At 42.0% G+C, this 18,742-nt stretch carries 16 protein-coding genes; 7 read left to right on the plus strand and 9 right to left on the minus strand.

Features of this window, described 5'->3' with window-relative positions; all coding sequences use genetic code 11:
* Window positions 1-128: 128 nt before the first annotated feature.
* Window positions 129-632 carry a 2-C-methyl-D-erythritol 2,4-cyclodiphosphate synthase gene (ispF, locus tag ACTQ9S_RS08135; RefSeq protein ID WP_440454661.1) on the minus strand — a complete coding sequence of 168 codons (504 nt, stop codon included), beginning with the start codon at window positions 630-632 and terminating at the stop codon, window positions 129-131.
* A gap of 385 nt (window positions 633-1,017) precedes the next feature.
* Here ispF and mnmA point away from each other — a divergent pair, with 385 nt between their 5' ends.
* The 4 genes from mnmA to ACTQ9S_RS08155 all read left to right on the plus strand — a co-directional run bounded on the left by mnmA (window position 1,018) and on the right by ACTQ9S_RS08155 (window position 6,292).
* Window positions 1,018-2,130: a tRNA 2-thiouridine(34) synthase MnmA gene (mnmA, locus tag ACTQ9S_RS08140; RefSeq protein WP_440454740.1), complete on the plus strand. Its 1,113-nt coding sequence runs from the start codon at window positions 1,018-1,020 to the stop codon at window positions 2,128-2,130.
* A 67-nt stretch (window positions 2,131-2,197) separates the two neighbouring features.
* The gene (locus ACTQ9S_RS08145; RefSeq protein ID WP_440454662.1) at window positions 2,198-4,075 is read left to right on the plus strand and encodes a hypothetical protein; all 1,878 of its coding nucleotides are present in this window, start codon (window positions 2,198-2,200) and stop codon (window positions 4,073-4,075) included.
* A gap of 155 nt (window positions 4,076-4,230) precedes the next feature.
* Window positions 4,231-5,622, plus strand: coding sequence for an adenylosuccinate lyase (gene purB, locus ACTQ9S_RS08150; protein WP_440454663.1), 1,392 nt, complete (start codon window positions 4,231-4,233; stop codon window positions 5,620-5,622).
* 40 nt (window positions 5,623-5,662) lie between these two features.
* A complete protein-coding gene (locus tag ACTQ9S_RS08155; RefSeq protein WP_440454664.1) occupies window positions 5,663-6,292 on the plus strand; it encodes a DUF2238 domain-containing protein in 630 nt (209 codons plus the stop codon).
* 65 nt (window positions 6,293-6,357) lie between these two features.
* On the opposite strand, the gene ACTQ9S_RS08160 is transcribed toward ACTQ9S_RS08155, so the two are convergent.
* Window positions 6,358-6,543, minus strand: coding sequence for an NF038104 family lipoprotein (locus ACTQ9S_RS08160; RefSeq protein WP_025653303.1), 186 nt, complete (start codon window positions 6,541-6,543; stop codon window positions 6,358-6,360).
* 146 nt (window positions 6,544-6,689) lie between these two features.
* Here ACTQ9S_RS08160 and ACTQ9S_RS08165 point away from each other — a divergent pair, with 146 nt between their 5' ends.
* Complete coding sequence (locus ACTQ9S_RS08165; protein WP_440454665.1) at window positions 6,690-7,862, plus strand: JmjC domain-containing protein; 1,173 nt, start codon at window positions 6,690-6,692, stop codon at window positions 7,860-7,862.
* Window positions 7,863-7,984: 122 nt separating this feature from the next.
* On the opposite strand, the gene ACTQ9S_RS08170 is transcribed toward ACTQ9S_RS08165, so the two are convergent.
* The gene (locus ACTQ9S_RS08170; RefSeq protein ID WP_440454666.1) at window positions 7,985-9,406 is read right to left on the minus strand and encodes an SLC13 family permease; all 1,422 of its coding nucleotides are present in this window, start codon (window positions 9,404-9,406) and stop codon (window positions 7,985-7,987) included.
* 510 nt (window positions 9,407-9,916) lie between these two features.
* Here ACTQ9S_RS08170 and ACTQ9S_RS08175 point away from each other — a divergent pair.
* Complete coding sequence (locus tag ACTQ9S_RS08175) at window positions 9,917-10,102, plus strand: hypothetical protein (RefSeq protein WP_440454667.1); 186 nt, start codon at window positions 9,917-9,919, stop codon at window positions 10,100-10,102.
* A gap of 55 nt (window positions 10,103-10,157) precedes the next feature.
* Here ACTQ9S_RS08175 and ACTQ9S_RS08180 read toward each other — a convergent pair whose 3' ends face one another.
* Entirely contained in the window at window positions 10,158-10,859 is a 702-nt protein-coding gene (locus ACTQ9S_RS08180; RefSeq protein ID WP_440454668.1) for a YoaK family protein, read from the minus strand.
* A 126-nt stretch (window positions 10,860-10,985) separates the two neighbouring features.
* A complete protein-coding gene (locus ACTQ9S_RS08185) occupies window positions 10,986-11,795 on the minus strand; it encodes an enoyl-ACP reductase FabI (RefSeq protein ID WP_068035523.1) in 810 nt (269 codons plus the stop codon).
* Window positions 11,796-12,137: 342 nt separating this feature from the next.
* Between ACTQ9S_RS08185 and folE the strand changes: the two genes are divergently transcribed.
* A complete protein-coding gene (gene folE / locus ACTQ9S_RS08190; protein ID WP_228138924.1) occupies window positions 12,138-12,734 on the plus strand; it encodes a GTP cyclohydrolase I FolE in 597 nt (198 codons plus the stop codon).
* Between the two features lie 187 nt (window positions 12,735-12,921).
* Here folE and msrA read toward each other — a convergent pair whose 3' ends face one another.
* From msrA to ACTQ9S_RS08210, 4 genes are all read right to left on the minus strand, one after another.
* Window positions 12,922-14,136 carry a peptide-methionine (S)-S-oxide reductase MsrA gene (gene msrA, locus ACTQ9S_RS08195; RefSeq protein WP_440454669.1) on the minus strand — a complete coding sequence of 405 codons (1,215 nt, stop codon included), beginning with the start codon at window positions 14,134-14,136 and terminating at the stop codon, window positions 12,922-12,924.
* A 177-nt stretch (window positions 14,137-14,313) separates the two neighbouring features.
* Entirely contained in the window at window positions 14,314-15,639 is a 1,326-nt protein-coding gene (locus tag ACTQ9S_RS08200; protein ID WP_440454670.1) for an iron-containing alcohol dehydrogenase, read from the minus strand.
* Between the two features lie 133 nt (window positions 15,640-15,772).
* Window positions 15,773-16,987 carry a low temperature requirement protein A gene (locus ACTQ9S_RS08205; RefSeq protein WP_440454671.1) on the minus strand — a complete coding sequence of 405 codons (1,215 nt, stop codon included), beginning with the start codon at window positions 16,985-16,987 and terminating at the stop codon, window positions 15,773-15,775.
* A 56-nt stretch (window positions 16,988-17,043) separates the two neighbouring features.
* Complete coding sequence (locus ACTQ9S_RS08210; protein ID WP_440454672.1) at window positions 17,044-18,741, minus strand: ABC transporter ATP-binding protein; 1,698 nt, start codon at window positions 18,739-18,741, stop codon at window positions 17,044-17,046.
* Between the last annotated feature and the right edge of the window lies 1 nt (window position 18,742).

Here is an 18,742-nt window from a genome sequence, read left to right on the forward strand (position 1 = left end):
CCTATTGATAAAGCGGTTCATTGAAAATGATTATTTATATTACAAAATAGTTATATGAAGATATGGTTGATACATGGGGCGATTGCCACTGTATTACAAGCAAAATCTATATATTGGTTCAACAATCGTTATTTAGGATCGACGACATTAAGGACTAATAATACCACGGCATTGGCCATGATACCCTCTTGCCGACCGGTAAAGCCTAATTTTTCAGTTGTGGTGGCTTTGATGCTGACATTATTGACTGCTGTTTGCAAATCACTAGCAATGTTTTCGCGCATCGCTTGGCTATGTGGTGCAAGTTTTGGACGTTCACACATCACGGTAATGTCAGCGTTACCCAGCATGTAGCCTGCCTCTTGTACCTTGCTATAGACATAGCGTAGCAATACTCGCGAGTCCATACCCGCATGTGCCGCGTCAGTATCAGGGAAATGCTGGCCAATATCGCCAAGCGCTAATGCGCCAAGCAGTGCATCCGCGAGCGCGTGCAGTACTACATCACCATCAGAGTGGGCTAGGAGACTATGGCTATGCTCGATAGGCACGCCTGCTAATATAACATATTGCTGCTGCTGACCATTATTATGAAAAGCATGCACGTCAATACCTTGACCAATTTTTATCATTATTATTCCAAATTAAAGATGATTAAAATAATTCAAAACTACTATCTGAATTTTCAAAGCGGTTTTGTCGGCTCTAAGATGCCATAGCTCGCCACCAGTTTCAATTAGCTGGTATAATATGACGCTTATTTTATCATATTACCTAGTCCAAGAGATAAGTCCAAAAGATGAGATGACCCTGTCAACTTACTAAGCCTATTGACCTTAAGTGTTGTCTTCATTTCAGTAGTACTTCAAACTTTGGACAAGGTATAAAAAGTTGAGCCGTTCTATGTCAGTCATGCCAAATATATCAAGCATACCAGTTTCTGATTCTTTCAGCGCCCAGCGCCCTTTGACGCTCGCTGATATCGACAATCCTAACAGCAAACATGTAATTGTTGGCATGTCAGGTGGGGTCGATTCTTCCGTGTCTGCCGTTTTGCTCCAGCAAGCAGGCTTTAAGGTGGAAGGTCTATTTATGAAAAATTGGGAAGAAGATGACGGCACCGAATACTGTACCGCAATGGACGATTTAGCAGACGCGCAAGCCGTATGTGACAAAATTGGTATGAAGCTGCACACGGCCAACTTTGCCATGGAATACTGGGATCGGGTTTTTGAGCACTTCTTAGCGGAATATAAAGCTGGACGCACGCCCAATCCTGACATCTTGTGCAATAAAGAGATTAAATTTAAGGCATTTTTAGACTATGCCTTGACTCTTGGCGCTGATTATATTGCTACTGGTCACTATACGCGTCGCAGTGTCAATTATACCAATGCCGATGGCATGCTAGTTGCGCAGCTACTGCGTGGACTCGATAACAATAAAGACCAAAGCTACTTTTTACATGCGGTTGGCGGCGACAAAATTGCCAAGACCTTGTTCCCAGTTGGTGAGCTTGAAAAGCCAGTCGTACGTCAAATCGCTGAAGAACATGATCTAGCTACCGCTAAAAAGAAAGACTCTACGGGTATTTGCTTTATTGGTGAGCGTCGTTTTAAAGACTTTTTACAGCAGTACTTGCCTGCCCAAAAAGGCGACATTATCACTGACGACAATATAGTGATTGGTACTCATGATGGGTTGATGTATTACACCTTAGGTCAGCGTGGCGGTATCGGTATTGGCGGTGTTAAAGACCGTCCAGAAGAGCCATGGTTTGTACTAGCTAAAGACTTGGACAAAAACCGTCTAATCGTCGGTCAAGGACATGAACATCCGATGCTCATGAGTAATGAGCTGCAAGCTTATAAGCTCGACTGGATTGATGGTCTGCCCCCTACGGATATATTTGGCGCTGAAGGCTTACGTTGCATGGCAAAATCACGCTATCGTCAACCAGATCAAGCCTGCTATGTATTTGCAACCAATACAGACGGCAGTGAAGTCCGAGTCGTATTTGACGAACCACAACGTGCAGTCACTCCAGGTCAATCAGCAGTATTTTATATTGACGAGGTATGCTTAGGCGGCGGCGTGATTGCATCCATTGATGCGCCTTGTGGTTTTTAAGACTAATAATTACTTATCAACGTTCGTTATCAACTAATATTTTTTAGATATGCTTGTAGGATATTTCATGACTGGCCGTTTCATTTCTGTTTCTAATATTGTAAAACCTTATTCAATATGGAAAAAACATGTCCTTGCTTTCGTCGTTATTACTACTACACCTTTAATTGCACAAGCTAACCCTACAGGTTTTGGAACATTTACTCGCGACACAAATACAATCGCAGGCAGTATTGCTTCAGGTACTTACAGAACAGCAGCAAATGCTACTGGTAAGTTTAAGGTTACCGCAGGACCGTCAAACGGTTATAACGGCTCTAGTGTTACAGTTGGAGGTAATGGTGTTGAGATTAAGAGTGATGCAAATACTACTACTGACAAAGATAAGTTTACCTATACGATAACTATTACGCCTGATGACATCACATCTTTACATACCATAAAAATTGGTCAAACCAGCTATACCACAGGTGGTAACTCTGAAATTGCCCGCCAAACACTAAGTTTTACTAGAAACACTCAGATCAATCTGCCTGTACAAGCGACGGTTAGAGAAAACCCCGATGTTGGCTACTTTTTTGGTGCCATGGGTGATTACTTTATGGGTAAAAAACTGGCAGGAAATAGCTTTAGTTCTAATAATACGCTAAGTCGGCCACAATTGCGTGTTGATAGCTCAAGCGGTGGCAATAATGATCTATATTACTATAGTCTCACAGCTTTAAATGGTACTGGCAATAGTAGCTCTTTTACGCCTACTACCAATGCTAATGGACAAGTATCTTTTGCATCTGGTCAAAAAAGAGGTACCTTGCCCCCTACGCCTACCTTTACCAATATTCTAAAAGAAACCTCTACCAACCCCAATAACCAAAACACATACGCTGCTCTAAATACCAACACTATCATTCCTAACAATAGTAGCTACGTGAGCTATGGTATTGAAAACTCAAAAAGCAATTATGTAATCGCAGTTAGGAATGCAGAGTCGGTAACTTTAACTTACGAAGGTATCATGAAAGGCAATAGTGCTATCGAGGCCGATGTAGTTGGTGAAACTTATAATGAGTGGATTAGCTTTGGAGTAGAGAGCGAACCTTATTACTATATTTTTTCTGGTATTGTATTCAATGATAACGGTGGTATTACTAGTGTAGAGGCAGATGCTAGCAATGCAAACATAGCAAGCGGTGTTTACAGCAATAAACCTGATTATTTTAACGGTGAATTTAATAATGCTTCTGAATCTGGTATTGGTGGCAGTACTGTCAAAATAGTCAACAACTGCGATAACCCAACCATAACTTATGCCACACAAACTGTAGAAACGTCCGGCAGTGCTATTGGCAAATATCAAATTAAAATACCTATTACTAACTTAAATGGTCAAGGTAATGTCTGTCTTTTAGAAGAAAGAAGCGACACTACTTACCCTATTCGCACAACGAATAATAAAAAAACCATTACTTTAGAGAATGCAAAATATAACTATACAAATAATGATTTTGGTAGAGTTATTGCTCAAAATGCAGCTTTAGTGCTGGAAAAAGAGCAAGCTGCTAACGACTGTAAAACTACTGATATTACTACTCTAACTTATAGCAAAGACCCTCTTTCTAGCTCTGAAACTGGCTCTGGCACAAATGTTAGACCTGGACAATGCATCGCTTACAAGATCACTGCGACCAATCGTGCCAATATTGATATTAACAATTTTGTAATGCGAGACGTTCTACAGAAAAAAGGTGACAACAAGGCTATGGTGACGTCAAAACTAGCTAACCCAAGTTATCAAGCAAGCGACTATGCCACAGACAGTGTAGCTATCGGTGATAACGGTACTGTCAAAACGGTAAGTTTAATTTTAGATCCAAGAACGGAACGTAGTTTTTACTTTAATACTAAGTATGGCACGACACAATCTAATACAGCCAATACACCTTAAATATGAAGTTATATGAATAGGCGGGTTTTTTAAACCCGTATTTCTGCTATATTACGCTCAATTATTTCAACCCCGCTTTTTTATGACGATATTTCTAATTTAGACTTTTGAAGTTTCTCATAATTTTTAATCTCCATAACTATCGAGGCATGACTATGACTCTACTTACCGCACTATCCCCAATTGATGGCCGTTACGCATCTAAAGCTGACAGCTTACGCCCTTACTTGTCTGAGTTTGGTCTAATTAAAGCTCGCGTCACCGTTGAGATCCGTTGGTTACAATCTTTGGCAGATAATAGTGCAATTGGTGAATTAGCAGCATTTGATGCAGATACCAATGCCTTTTTAAACAGCATTGTTGACGACTTTAGCGAAGCGGATGCGCAAGCGATTAAAGATATCGAAGCGACAACCAATCACGATGTAAAAGCGGTCGAGTACTTTATTAAAGACAAATTCCGTGGTCAGGATGCTTTAGTTGACTCACTAGAATTTATTCACTTTGCCTGTACCAGTGAAGATATCAATAACTTGTCATATGCGTTGATGTTAAAAGACAGCCGCGAGATTGTGGTTGCCAAAATGCAGCAAGTAACCGATAGCATCATTGACTTGGCGATTACTCATGCTGACCAACCGATGTTGTCACGTACGCATGGTCAAACTGCCAGTCCAACCACGCTTGGTAAAGAGATGGCAAACGTGGCTTATCGCCTAGCCCGTCAAATCAAGCAAATCGGTCAAGTTGAACTACTGGGTAAAATCAATGGTGCTGTTGGTAACTACAACGCTCACTTCTCAGCCTACCCTGATGTTGATTGGCAGACCCATGCTGAGCAATTCATTAATGAGCGTTTAGAGCTGACCTTTAACCCTTATACCACGCAAATTGAGCCGCATGATTACATCGCTGAATTATTTGATGTGGTAAGACGATTCAATACCATCTTGATCGATTTTAACCGTGATATTTGGCAGTATATTAGCTTAGGCTATTTCAAGCAGCGTCTAAAAGATGGTGAGGTTGGTTCATCAACGATGCCTCATAAAGTCAATCCGATTGATTTTGAAAACTCAGAAGGTAACTTGGGCGTTGCCAATGCGATGTTGGCACATTTGGGTGAGAAGCTTCCAATCTCACGTATGCAGCGTGATTTATCAGACTCAACCGTACTACGTAATATCGGTGTTGGTCTGGCACAAAGCATGATTGCATTTGATGCTTGTTTAAAAGGCGTTGGTAAACTTGAATTGAACGCACAGCGCTTGAATGACGACCTTGACCAAGCACAAGAAGTATTGGCTGAGCCGATTCAAACGGTCATGCGTCGCTACCGTGTTGAGAACCCTTATGAGAAGCTTAAAGCCTTAACTCGTGGTAATGCCATGACTCGCGAAGCGATGTTGACATTCGTTGAAAGTGACGAGCTGGCAGCTGTTTCAGATAGCGATAAAGCACGTCTACGTGAGATGACTCCAGCGACCTATATCGGTAATGCGGCTGAGCAAGCACGTACGATTAAAGAATGGATTGCTAAGCTTTAATCATTAGCTATCGATAACAGCTAACAAAAAAAGCGTGCAAATGCATCGAAAATTTAACTCTGTAATTGCCAGTACTGTTGCGGTATTTATCGTCATAGTACTGGCAAGTATTGAGCCTCTAAAGTGGTCAAGCTACCTATTCCATCAATTAGGCACGTTGCTGTTTTTGGGATTAATGACATTAGCATACCGCTACTGGCATATTAGCTCGCGCTCTTATGTGCTCGCTTCAATATTTTTAATTATCCACATTATAGGTGCGCGCTATCTATATTCGTATGTGCCCTACGATGATTGGACAGAGCAGCTATTCGGTGTACATTTAAGCGAGTTGTCTGGTTGGCAGCGCAATATGTATGACAGGCTGGTGCATTTTAGCTATGGATTGTTGCTATTTTCTGCGATGGTTGAGATCTCAAAGTCCATCTTTAAAGTTCAATCAGTCAAACTTTTAATCGCTATTGCACTCATGATTAATATGTCATCAAGCCTACTCTATGAGCTACTAGAATGGGGTATTGCAACGACCTTATCACCAGAGGCAGCAGAAGCTTATAATGGTCAGCAAGGTGATATTTGGGATGCCCACAAGGACATGGCGTTAGCACTCCTCGGTGGGCTGATTGCAGCAGGTATTCTTTTATTTCAAGCTTCTACTTCAGAATCGTAGCTTTAGCAATAACCGTTAAATAACAGCCTTTTAAAACAGACATAAAATGGTTGTCATAGAATAAATTAATCGTCTTTTTTGTCGTCATCACTATCGCCCGGTATGATAGCTTTACCGACAGCGACTGTGCCTTTTACCACGCCTTTGGTGGTTTTATAAGCGACTTTAGCAGGTACGGTCACAATCTTATGGACACAGGCTTGTAATAAAAACACGCTAGCGATAATGACGATAAAATGTAATTTTTTCATAAATTTCCTACGATTGATGGGATGTTCTGATAGTAGTTGTTCTGTTGTTAGCTATCAGATAGGCGATAATCATAAACTATTAAAACCTTCCTATAAAGCACTCCTCACTATTAATCTTATACCCATTTTCAGATATGGATTTATCAATGACCTCAATTCCACTTTGTTTACCCGATTCTATTACTCCTGAGCAATTCTTGAACGAGTATTGGCAAAAAAAACCATTACTTATTAAGCAAGGTTTACCACAGTTAGTCGGCATGTTCGAGCCAGAAGACATGCTTGGCCTTGCCGTTGAAGAAGATGCTTCGGCGCGCTTATTAACCCAAGCCACGAGCAAGCAAGAAGGCTTGCCACAATGGCAACTCAAAAAGAGCCCATTGTCCGAAGCAGATTTTGATAATTTACCAGAACAATGGACAGTGCTGGTTCAGAATATGGAACAGTGGTCACCTGAGCTTGGACAGTTATGGCAGGCATTTGACTTTATTCCGCAATGGCAGCGTGACGACATTATGGTCTCATATGCACCCAAAGGCGGCTCGGTGGGCAAGCACTATGACGATTATGATGTGTTTTTAGCGCAAGGGTTTGGGTCCCGGCGTTGGCAGCTCGGCAAATTCTGTGATAAGAGCACTGAGTTTGTCGCAGATGAGCCGATTCGATTATTTGATGATATGGGCGAGATCATCTTTGATGAGATACTAGAAGCTGGTGATGTGCTCTATGTACCGCCGAAACTCTCGCATTTTGGCGTTGCTCAAGATGATTGCCTGACCATCTCTTTTGGCTGTCGTCGTCCAAACTTAATGCAAATTATTGATAGCCTAGCTGATATCGCCACCAATGACAGCGATTTATTTATCCCAATGTTATTGCCACAAACGATGCAAGCGTCAGGTGAATTGCAAGCAGATAGTATTGATGCGATTAAAGACCAGTTATTGCAAATGCTGCAATCTGAGCGTGGCGACGATATCATTCGTCAAGCAGTGTCGGAAGTCGTGAGCAAACGTCAATATGATGCGCTGGTACCCGAAGAAACGGTAGATACTGATGAGCTAACGCAAGCCTTATCAGAAGGTGCAACGCTGCAAGCCGACTATAGCAATCGCCTACTCTATAGCCAAACCAATGATGGCATCACGCTGTATGCCAATGGTCAGCGTATCGATGGTCTGGATGATGCGACAAAGGCTGTCCTTGTACGTTTAGCCAATGGTGAGCATTTATACAGTCAAGACGTCAAGAATGTGGATTCAGACGATTTGAGCGAATGGCTGGAGAATGGCTGGGTATGGGTTAATTATCCTGAATAGTTTTTAGGACATGCGTTAGTCAGCTTATACAAAACTAAGTTCACACAAGCATAAAAAAACCGATATCTAAATACTTAGATATCGGTTTTTATTGGCTAACGCATTATCAAATCAGGAAAAAATTAAATCAGGAAAAAGTAAGCCCAAAGACCGACTACGAATGTGGCAATAATATTTAATACCACGCCTGTACGTATCATTTCTGACTGTTTTATCAGACCTGTACCGAAGACAATAGCATTCGGCGGCGTCGCTACCGGTAGCATAAAGGCACACGATGCACCAATACCAATGACCAACACTAGCACTTCATGAGGTAACCCCATTTGCTCAGCGATAGCGGCAAATACTGGCACTAATAGCGCTGCCGACGCTGTATTAGAAGCAAATTCTGTCAAGAAAATAATAAATGCTGAAACTGCAATCATGACCAAGATAATAGGTGCAGTAGATAATGCATTGGCGACTGTCTCACCAAGCACTAAAGATGCACCAGAGACTTTCAATACTGTCGATAGCGCGATACCGCCACCGAATAGCATGAGCACGCCCCAATCAGTATTGTCTGATACTTGTTTCCAAGACACTAGTCCCAAGCTGACTACCGCTGCTGCTGCTGACAGCGCAATAATAGAATCGGTATCCGTAATATCGAGTGCTGCACCGATTTTTTTGGAAAATATCCAACTGAATGCTGTTACGATGAAGACGATAATCGTTAATACACGAGGCTTATTCCACTCAATAGGCGCTTCTTGTGTAACAGTGACCTTGCGATTGAGGTTAGGTTTAAGCACGAAATACATTGCCCCTAACAATAACGGTAGCAGCACCAACATCATTGGTACACCAAACTTCATCCAATCGACAAAAGCGATATCTAGTGCTTTAGCAGCGATAGCATTAGGGGGTGAACCAACGATAGTACCTAGACCACCTAAGCTGGCAGAATAAGCGATACCCAATAATACAAACACAAAGGTGCCGCGATCTTTTTCTCGATCGACCTGCGTTAAGATACCAAGAGCCAGTGGTAACATCATCGCTGCAGTCGCTGTATTTGATATCCACATCGATAAAAATGCTGTCACACCAAATATCAAAAAGACCGCTGTGCCAAGATTACCACCAGACATTGATAGTATCTTCAGCGCAATCTTTCTATCCAATTGCTGTACATGTAGAGCTGCCGCTAAAGCAAAACCACCGAAAAACAGATAAATAATTGGGCTTGCAAAACTCTGCAAACCTATCTTGGCATCGAATTCTGGTATACCAATTAGCGCACCTACCACTACTACTAAGAGCGCGGTGATCGTCACATGTACCGCTTCAGTCAGCCATAATACGCCAATAAAAAACAGCATGGCGAGGCCTTTATTAGCATTGATATCAAATGGTAATACATTGTAGATAATCATACTAACGATTGCAGCGATTGCGACAACTATAAGCCCTTTACCTGTGCCTTTTGGAAAGGTATCGGTAAATAAATATTCATTGCCATCATCCGGAAGATGACTGTCTAGTTTTTGCTCTGACATAAAGTGTCCTTATTGCGCCCAGAGACATTATTAAAAGTCATAAAAATAAAAGCGTATTTTAATGGCCAGCGATTATCTCATCGCTTACCTACTAAAATACGCCGCCATCGTAAAAGAACTTCGCTTCCAATATGTTTTTTATAATTACGAAAAAAACCTTAGACAAACCTTATAAATAACGTTTTTCATCAAGTTATCGACTGTAGATAGCAGCCACTAGCGCTCTTTGTTTGATGTGCTAGTCATCATTATAATCAGCACTTTATCCAAATTACTAAATAAAGCATAGTGTAATAAGCGACTTATAGAAACAATCACATCGTTACACATCATCACTAAATTGGCTCAGTCTGACCCTGTACAAGCAAGCAATGATATCTCATACTCAATAGGTAAATCTATAAGACTTATCTAATTGATATTAGTGATTCTTGTGGAATGTCGTAGTTGTGATATAAAAGGCGATTACGATATAAAAAATTGGAATATAGAAACAAATAGGAGCATCTCATGGCAGACCATGATAAAACAGACGCAAACCGTGACAAAGCTGACGCAACGACTAAAATGGCACCAACAGATATCAATCAAGATGGTCTTGATAAAGAAGATCAACAGCGCACTGATGATTGCGCTCTTGATATGATGCAAGGTCTACACGAGCATGAAGATCATGATGAAGATGAAACTAAATAAAACTTAGCTATATAGTTTTGTACCGATGTAATTCGGTTTAAAAACACAAAGACGCCTATCGACTCGATGGGCGTTTTTTTTGGCTAGGTTGTCTCATCTCTGGCAAACTGTCTGAAGCACGGTTATAGACAAACGCTGCTATTAGCACAATACCTATCGGCACAAATAGCGCACCATAACCAACTTTGGCATATAGAAACGCCCCCACAACACTGCCACCGCAAAAGCAATACCAAATAATGGCTTGAAAACCGAGTGTTGGCTTACTAATCGGTCGTCCAGCTAGCCAGTTGCCAATCGCTGCACCCATATCTGATGTCAAGCCTGTCAAATGTGTGGTACGAATGACCGCCCCACTATAAGTAGCTACCATCGCATTTTGTAATCCGCAAGCCATTGCCGCAGCCAACTGTCCTAAATAATCATGTTGTTGATATAACCAGTAACTAAGCAATAATAACGCCGCTTCAATGTATAGCGCGCGCCCATAACGTCTGCCTAACTTCAAAGAAGTCTGACCAATAACAAAACCACTTAATATCGCCCCTGCCAAAAAAGACAGTAGTAACGCACCGATATATAAGATGCTGCGAGCGTCTAAATAGGCAATAGCCGCTGCAAATAAGCTAACGTTGCCAGTGACATGAGAGACAGACAACCCGGCAAAGCCCATGAGTGCTGAGGTATTAACACAACCGGCACTAAACGCTAATACCGCCCCGCCCCACAATATCCAATTTGGTAGTTTGGTTATCATATCTATCGCCTAAAGGCTTATTAGCAAAAAAGTGCATAGTATAACCAAAAAAGACAGCCGATTGGCTGCCTTCTATACATTTCAAATTATAAAGTTTATAGCTTATAGTTAAATAGTTAAACGTGATTACTTAGATTCTTCATCAAGCATCATTAATTGTTCACTGATGGCAACCGTATTGAAACCTGCATCAACGAACATAATCTCGCCAGTAATACCAGATGCCCAAGGCGATAGCAAAAATAATGCTGCATTACCCACTTCCATCTGATTAACATTGCGTTGTAACGGTGCAATCTTCTCACTGATATCGAGCATTTTACGGAAAGATTTGATGCCACTAGCTGCAAGAGTACGAATAGGTCCTGCTGAGATGGCGTTAACACGGATACCTTCACCGCCCATAGAAGTCGCCAAATAGCGAACACTGGCTTCAAGACTGGCCTTAGCCATACCCATGACATTGTAGTTTGGCAGTACTGAAATACTACCTTCATAAGTCAGTGTCAACATAGAACCATGGCGCATAGCCAGCAATTCACGAGCAGCTTTCGCTAATGCAACAAAACTATAGCTTGAGATATCATGAGCAATATGGCTACCTTCACGCGTGGTGGCACTGACAAAGTCACCATCAAGTTGATCCATCGGTGCAAAGCCAATTGCATGGACAACACCATCTATACCATCACCCCAATGGGCAGCGACTTGCTCAAAACAAGCGGCAATGGAGTCGTCTGATGCCACATCGCATTCAAGCACTAAATCAGCTTCGAACTTTTCGGCTGCCATATCGACACGCTTTTTAATTTTATCGTTTGGATACGTTAGGATCAATGACGCCCCTTCACGATGTAGCGCTTCTGCGATAGCCCATGCGATAGAGAGTTTGCTTGCGATGCCAGTTACGACAAAACGTTGTCCTTGCAGTAGCATAATGTTTCCTTGTTGACCGATTAAGACGATTTAAAATTAAGGTGATTCAATATCATCAGTAAAGCTACTATAAGATAAGTAGCAAAAAGATGTCAGAAAAGATAGCTTATTATACACGAATCAAATTAAGTAAACAGTCGTAAACTAATAACACCTTATTTTTTGCACTCATTTATTAAACCGTTAAGCATTGTCCATAACGGTATTAAGTTGGGCTGATTTCAAGTATAATCACAGCCCTTCCCAGCTTGCACACTTTTTATAAAAATCCTTTATAAGCGTTGTTTATAACCAAGGATTTAGCGTTAAGCTACACCTACATTTTGGATGGCTGCCAAACTTATGAGTAACACCCCAATAATAACCTCAGAATATCAAGAAAGTATCGAATCCTATCGTCAGTTGATTGGCTCAACAGGCGAAGATTTAGCACGTCCTGGTCTTGAAGATACTCCCGTGCGCGCGGCAAAAGCCTTTGCTCATTTGACCCAAGGCTATCATCAAAGTTTGGATGAAGTTGTCAATGACGCAGTATTCCCATCGACCAACCGTGAGTTGGTATTAGTACAGAACATTGAATTTTATTCGCTATGCGAGCATCATATGTTGCCCTTTCACGGCGTTGCACACATTGGCTATTTGCCTAATGGACACGTATTAGGTTTGTCAAAATTTGCTCGTATCGTCGATATGTTCGCCCGTCGTTTACAAATTCAAGAAAACTTAAGTGAACAAGTGGCACAAACCATTATGGATGTGACTGGCTGTCGCGGTGTGGCAGTAGTAATGGATGCATCGCATATGTGTATGATGATGCGCGGAGTTAGTAAGCAGCATTCAACTACACGCAGTACAGCGATGCTTGGTGAATACGTGCATGATAATCAAGCACGTAATGAGTTCTTAGGCGCAGTACCTAAGCGTCAACCGGCGTTTTAAGTCTTTTCAAAATGCTAAAGAATAAAAAAGGATACATGAGTATCCTTTTTTTGTGCCAGTTTCAATATTTCTAATATACGCTGTCGCTGTAACTGATGTATTCGCAATTGCTAAGCTCTTATAAAAAAAATCGCCCACCATGTCATTTAGACAATAATGAGCGATTTTTCGTTCTGATAAAATGGCGTTAACTAACTGGCTGTACTTCCGCAATCCAGTCGCTATAACCGGCCTCTTCCATTTGAGCTAACGGAATAAAGCGCATAGCTGCTGAGTTCATGCAATAGCGTTTACCTGTAGGTGCTGGACCATCGTCAAAGACATGACCTACATGTGAATCTGCATAACGACTGCGAATCTCGGTACGAGTTCCAAATATTCCTCGATCTGCTTTTTCCACCACCAGACTAGCATTCAGTGGACGGGTAAAGCTCGGCCAGCCTGTGCCAGACTTGTATTGATCACGAGACGAATACAATGGTTCACCTGACACCACGTCTACATACAGTCCAGGCTCTTTGTTATCCCAATAGGCATTATCAAAGGCGCGCTCGGTATCGTCTTTTTGCGTGACTTTATATTGAATGTCACTTAGTGATTTTTTAAGCTCAGCTTGTGTCGGCTTCACAAACGTCTCTGGATTAAAACCAGCGCCTGTTTTGCCGTTTACAGCCTTGCTTGTCATTTCTGGCTTTGCGCTGGCCGCAGTAGGTTTAAACTTACTGAAATCCAACTGGTAATTCTTACCATACACGCTTTCAATAAACTGGTAGCGACCAGAATTGAAAGTATAGGCCTTATAGCGTAGTGGGTTCTTCTTATAATAATCTTGATGATACTCTTCTGCTGGATAAAATTTGCTAGCAGGAACAATTTCGATCACTACTGGCTTGTTATAAACACCAGAAGCTTGTAATGATTGCTTAGCAGCTTCTGCTATCTGCTTTTCTTGGTCATTGTTATAAAAAATGGCCGGACGATACTGAGTACCTCTATCTACAAACTGACCTTTGTCATCAGTAGGATCAGCAATTCGCCATAGCGCTTGAACGATACCATTGTAGGTAATCTTTGTCGGATCATAATATACTTGCGCCGCTTCAGTATGACCAGTACCACCTGCCGATACCGTGCTATAAGTTGGATTTTCAGTCTGGCCGCCTGCATAACCTGAGACCACTTCTACAACGCCAGGGATTTTCTCATAACCCGCTTCTACGCACCAAAAGCAACCGCCAGCTAGCGTAGCCACTGCCAAGTTTGGATCAGTAGGTGCATAAGGGTTGTCAATGGAGGTGTTTTTTACGGTGGCAGTATTCTCAGTAGAAGCACAGCCGACGTAAAAAATACTGCTGACGGCCATACTTATGATAATAGCGCTTGTCTTTAATTTACGATTCATAGAAGTTCCTAAGAGTAACGTTATAAAACTATAGAACCCTTAGGAAGTACCAAAAGATAGGCAGTACCGAAAGATTCCCATATTGCTGTATATGAAGGACTTTTGATAAACTTTCAACCGATTAAAAACATCTCGTATACAAATTTAGTGACGTCTTCTCTAACAAGATTCTATCTACTAGGCAGCTTTATCATTACTTTTATCACTACTTTTAGCCTTATTGGTACGATCATCACTCGCTGTCTTAATTCTCATTAAGATATCTTTTATTTCCGGTGCCTTCATATAAGTAGGGACCGCATAAGTGTCGCTGACTTCTTTAGCAGCCGCTTTGGCGATACTATCAAAATCACTAGTTTTTATACCTTCAACAGTAGGGTTGATACCTACTGTTTCGAGCAAGTCTCGCACTTGGGCAATAAGATAATCTGCCACGTCGCTATCACTATTACTAGCGTGGCTACTCTTTACGATACCTGTCTTTCTTGCCAATATTGCCAGTCTTTTTTGACTTGCCTCACGGTTTAGCTCAAGTACATGTAGTACAATCGCATTAGCGCGACCATGCGGGACACTATAATACGCCCCTAACTGGTGAGCGATGGCATGAACATAACCAAGACCTGCTTTGTTTAAAGCAATACCACCATAATGAGCTGCAATCCCCATCTCTTCTCTGGCTTTGAGATCGTCCCCATTTGTATAGGCTATCGGTAGATACTGCATAACTGATTTGACAGCAGAAGCAGCGTAGTAATCAGTCTCAGCGCTAGCGTTTATACTCATCCACGCCTCTAAGGCATGCGTGAGGACATCAATACCGGTATCGGCTGTAATATGCGCTGGCATACCTTGCATGATGGTCGAATCAATAGCCGCCGCTAATGGCACCATTTTTGGATCGATAGCGATCGCCTTTTGATGGGTTTTATCGTCTGAGACAACTGCACCAATAGTGGCTTCTGATCCGGTACCCGCGGTACTCGGAATACAATAAAGTGGCATGCAAGGTTTTTTGGCTTTAAAAAGTCCAATGAGCTGTTTTGGTTTGTAGTTGTTGCTTTGGCACATAGCAATCATTTTGGCCGCGTCAATCACCGAACCACCACCGATAGCTAATACGACATCGCAATTAGCATTCACAGATTGACGTAAACCTTCTTCAATCACTTTAAAAGTAGGGTCTGGTGTAATGCAGTCATAGACATGATAGCCAATATTATTTTTTTGTAGATAGTCGGTAACTTTGGCTGGTACACCTAGCTTGTTTAGCACAGCATCAGTGACAATGAATACATTGTGGCCACCTTCATTGATAATCATGTCACACAGCTCATCACACGCTTCTTCGCCTACAAACAATAGAGGCCTTGGTATTGTCATTAAATGTGAGAAGGCATTTAATATCTTAGCTCGAGTTTTGGCAACCGCTAGGTAACCTGCATACTGCAAACCATCAGTATTAATGAGCTTAGAAATACTTGTTTGTTTTTTTGTGGGCATGAAAAATCCTTTAAACGGAAATGCTAAGAAGTGTGTAGGTAGATATAATAGCTAACTACTGTTTGATCTCATTTTGACACTGTAGCTTTTAAAATACAGCTATTATTGTGAACTGATGTGTTCTCAATCGTTATTAACTACTCTCTTTAACTAACCATTGCTCATTATCTTGACCAAAATACCAAATCATCATTACAGGCGCTAAAATACTCAGCCAAATACCATAAGTAATATTCAAACCTTGCGCCACAGCAATATAACTCAGCCCAATAATGATTAAAGCAATGACCATCGCAACAATATTGTTACTCGACTTGCGGCACATTAACTCTCGCAGTATCGTTAGCGTCAATAAAAACACACTTAACATGCCCATCAACATACCCATCGCGTACGTCTGTGAGATGACTTGATTTGCGCCATCACTGGTATCGCCCGCTACGGACTCGGTAACCAAATTAAGCATACTGCCTAAACCTGCTATTGAGGCAAAGATAAAGAAATGACCATAGCCAAATAAAAACAAATCATGGCGACGGCGTTCTTTGTTTAGGATCGTATCGAAAGGGACGATGAAATATAACCACCATAAAGAAAACACCAATGCTACTAAGCTTGAGCCTAGAAACATAATAGAGCTTGCAGCGGAAGAAGAATTGGCTAAAAAATATTGAATCGTATTGCTAACCCCTACCACACCCTCGCCTAATACGATAATGGTCAACAGGCCATAACGCTCTGCAATGTGTCCAGGATGCCAATTGTTGAACTGCTCCGAGCGTGCCCATACAGGCATGAGTAACTCTGCTACGATAAATAAGAACAATGCAGGCGTTTGTAATGATGCGGGTAGAAACAGCCAAATTATCCAGAGTGCTTGCAAGGTTAATAAACCGACTATACTACGCCCAGCGACCTTTTTATGTCCTGGTACTTGTCGATAGACACGCCACCACTGACTACAACTCGCCAGCCGCATAATGGCATAGCCCATTACCCCAATCCATGTCAGCCCTTGCTCATAAAACTGATGGATATTGGCTGCTATCATAAGCGAGCCAAACATCTGAAACATCACTGATATGCGATAAAACCAGTCGTCAGGATCATATCCTGACGCAAACCAAGTAAAGCTGGTCCATGCATTCCACAGGATAAAAAATGCCACGATAAAGGTTAAAAACCCTGAAAGATCATGTTCACTCAAGCGATTATAAAAACCGTTTGCAGCAGCAGCAACGGCGATGACATAGACTAAATCAAACAACAGCTCAAGCGTGGTTGATGGTCGATTTGGCTCATTAGGATCTCGGGCTTGGATGGGTTTTATTTTGAGCCTGCCAATCATGTAGGGTGTTCCGATTTATCTAAATTCATATAGCTATTCCATTCTGACTGCTTAGGCTATAGCATACTTGCCTGCAATAACTGCTTCGCATACGGATGTTTTGGATTATTAAAAATATCTTCGGTAGGTCCGGACTCTATGCACATGCCTTCTTTTAGCACCATAATATGCTGACATAACGCGCGTACTACTTTTAAATCATGGCTGATAAATATATAACTGATTTGCAGTTTTTCCTGAATCTCTCGTAGCAAGTTGACCACAGTGACTTGCGTGGTACTATCAAGCGCAGAAGTTGGCTCGTCCAGTATCAATAAACTTGGCTGCATAATTAGTGCGCGTGCAAGCGCCACCCGTTGACGCTGACCGCCCGATAGCTCATGCGGATAACGTTGCACAAACTCTAACGGCAAATGCACGGTAGCAAGACTCTCCATCACTGCCTGCTGGCGGGATATTTTATCAACACCTTGTACTAATAATCCTTCTTCGACTATCTGCATGACCGTCATGCGAGGATTGATACTGGCAAAGGGGTCTTGAAATACCATTTGAATCTGTGAGCGGAACTTACGCAGCTCGCTCTTGGACAATGCTGAAATATCCTGTCCATTAACCAGTATCCGACCACCGACACGCGTTTGATTGCTGAGTAACTGACTTAACGCAAGTGCAATTGTTGTTTTCCCAGAGCCTGACTCACCAACGATACCTAATGCCTGCCCTTTTTGCAGGATCATATCGACATCTTTTACCGCATCGAACCAACGTTTAGTACTGCCAAACAAGCTTTTCTCAATTGGAAACTGTACTTGTAAATTGCTGACCTGCAATACGGTTGGTTGCTGACTTTCATTCTCAAATAAATTCAGCGCTTGTCCAAAGTCTTGTTTGATAAGCGAGCGGGTATATTCTGCCTTAGGCTGACTGAATACCGCTGCGGTTTTCCCCTGCTCAATAGTCTGCCCTTGACGCATGACGATGACTTCATCGCTGTAGCGCCTGACCAAATTGAGATCATGGCTGATTAATATCATCGCCATATTATGCTGTCTCTTAAGATCATCTAACAGGGCGAGAATCTCATGTTGCAAGGTCACATCAAGCGCAGTGGTTGGCTCATCAGCGATTAAAATATCTGGCTGTTGTGCCAATGCCATGGCAATCATTACCCGCTGACGTTGACCACCCGATAGCTCATGCGGATAGCGTTTCAGCTTATCAGCAGGGTCGCTAATATTGACATCGTCTAACAAGGCAATACTTTTCTCTCGCCATTGCTTTTTTGGCACACCGCTGAGACGCAGAGATTCTGCAATTTGCTTAGCGACCGTGTGTAGCGGATTGAGCGCCGTCATTGGCTCTTGAAACACCATCCCAATGCGCTGCCCACGCACAGATCGTAACGCTGCGTTACGTGTCCTATTATTAGTGACCGGCAATGTAGCCATTCCTGTTACATCTGCTAACTGCACCTCACCAGTAACGTTCAAGCTGTCTGGCAACAAGCCCAATAATGCGAGACTGGCAATCGACTTACCAGAGCCAGACTCGCCAACAATAGCTAGCGTTTGTCCCTGTCTTAGTTCATACGATAGCTTATCGACTAAAGCAGTACCTACATTGGTGGCAATACTGAGCTTATTCACTGTCAGCATGAGTTTGTTTTGTACATTGCTATGACTGTTGTTTAAACGGTTGTTTTGCTCAGTAGCAGTTTTCATATTGGCGTTTATCATCTTATCAGTTGTCATA

The organism is Psychrobacter sp. ASPA161_9, assembly GCF_051970275.1.
Taxonomy (GTDB): domain Bacteria; phylum Pseudomonadota; class Gammaproteobacteria; order Pseudomonadales; family Moraxellaceae; genus Psychrobacter.

Bases quoted from the DNA above. Each gene is read 5' to 3' on its own strand.
- ispF (WP_440454661.1), bottom strand. From the start codon at position 632: ATGATAAAAATTGGTCAAGGTATTGACGTGCATGCTTTTCATAATAAT.
- mnmA (WP_440454740.1), top strand. From the start codon at position 1,018: ATGTCAGGTGGGGTCGATTCTTCCGTGTCTGCCGTTTTGCTCCAGCAA.
- ACTQ9S_RS08145 (WP_440454662.1), top strand. From the start codon at position 2,198: ATGACTGGCCGTTTCATTTCTGTTTCTAATATTGTAAAACCTTATTCA.
- purB (WP_440454663.1), top strand. From the start codon at position 4,231: ATGACTCTACTTACCGCACTATCCCCAATTGATGGCCGTTACGCATCT.
- ACTQ9S_RS08155 (WP_440454664.1), top strand. From the start codon at position 5,663: ATGCATCGAAAATTTAACTCTGTAATTGCCAGTACTGTTGCGGTATTT.
- ACTQ9S_RS08160 (WP_025653303.1), bottom strand. From the start codon at position 6,543: ATGAAAAAATTACATTTTATCGTCATTATCGCTAGCGTGTTTTTATTA.
- ACTQ9S_RS08165 (WP_440454665.1), top strand. From the start codon at position 6,690: ATGACCTCAATTCCACTTTGTTTACCCGATTCTATTACTCCTGAGCAA.
- ACTQ9S_RS08170 (WP_440454666.1), bottom strand. From the start codon at position 9,406: ATGTCAGAGCAAAAACTAGACAGTCATCTTCCGGATGATGGCAATGAA.
- ACTQ9S_RS08175 (WP_440454667.1), top strand. From the start codon at position 9,917: ATGGCAGACCATGATAAAACAGACGCAAACCGTGACAAAGCTGACGCA.
- ACTQ9S_RS08180 (WP_440454668.1), bottom strand. From the start codon at position 10,859: ATGATAACCAAACTACCAAATTGGATATTGTGGGGCGGGGCGGTATTA.
- ACTQ9S_RS08185 (WP_068035523.1), bottom strand. From the start codon at position 11,795: ATGCTACTGCAAGGACAACGTTTTGTCGTAACTGGCATCGCAAGCAAA.
- folE (WP_228138924.1), top strand. From the start codon at position 12,138: ATGAGTAACACCCCAATAATAACCTCAGAATATCAAGAAAGTATCGAA.
- msrA (WP_440454669.1), bottom strand. From the start codon at position 14,136: ATGAATCGTAAATTAAAGACAAGCGCTATTATCATAAGTATGGCCGTC.
- ACTQ9S_RS08200 (WP_440454670.1), bottom strand. From the start codon at position 15,639: ATGCCCACAAAAAAACAAACAAGTATTTCTAAGCTCATTAATACTGAT.
- ACTQ9S_RS08205 (WP_440454671.1), bottom strand. From the start codon at position 16,987: ATGATTGGCAGGCTCAAAATAAAACCCATCCAAGCCCGAGATCCTAAT.
- ACTQ9S_RS08210 (WP_440454672.1), bottom strand. From the start codon at position 18,741: ATGACAACTGATAAGATGATAAACGCCAATATGAAAACTGCTACTGAG.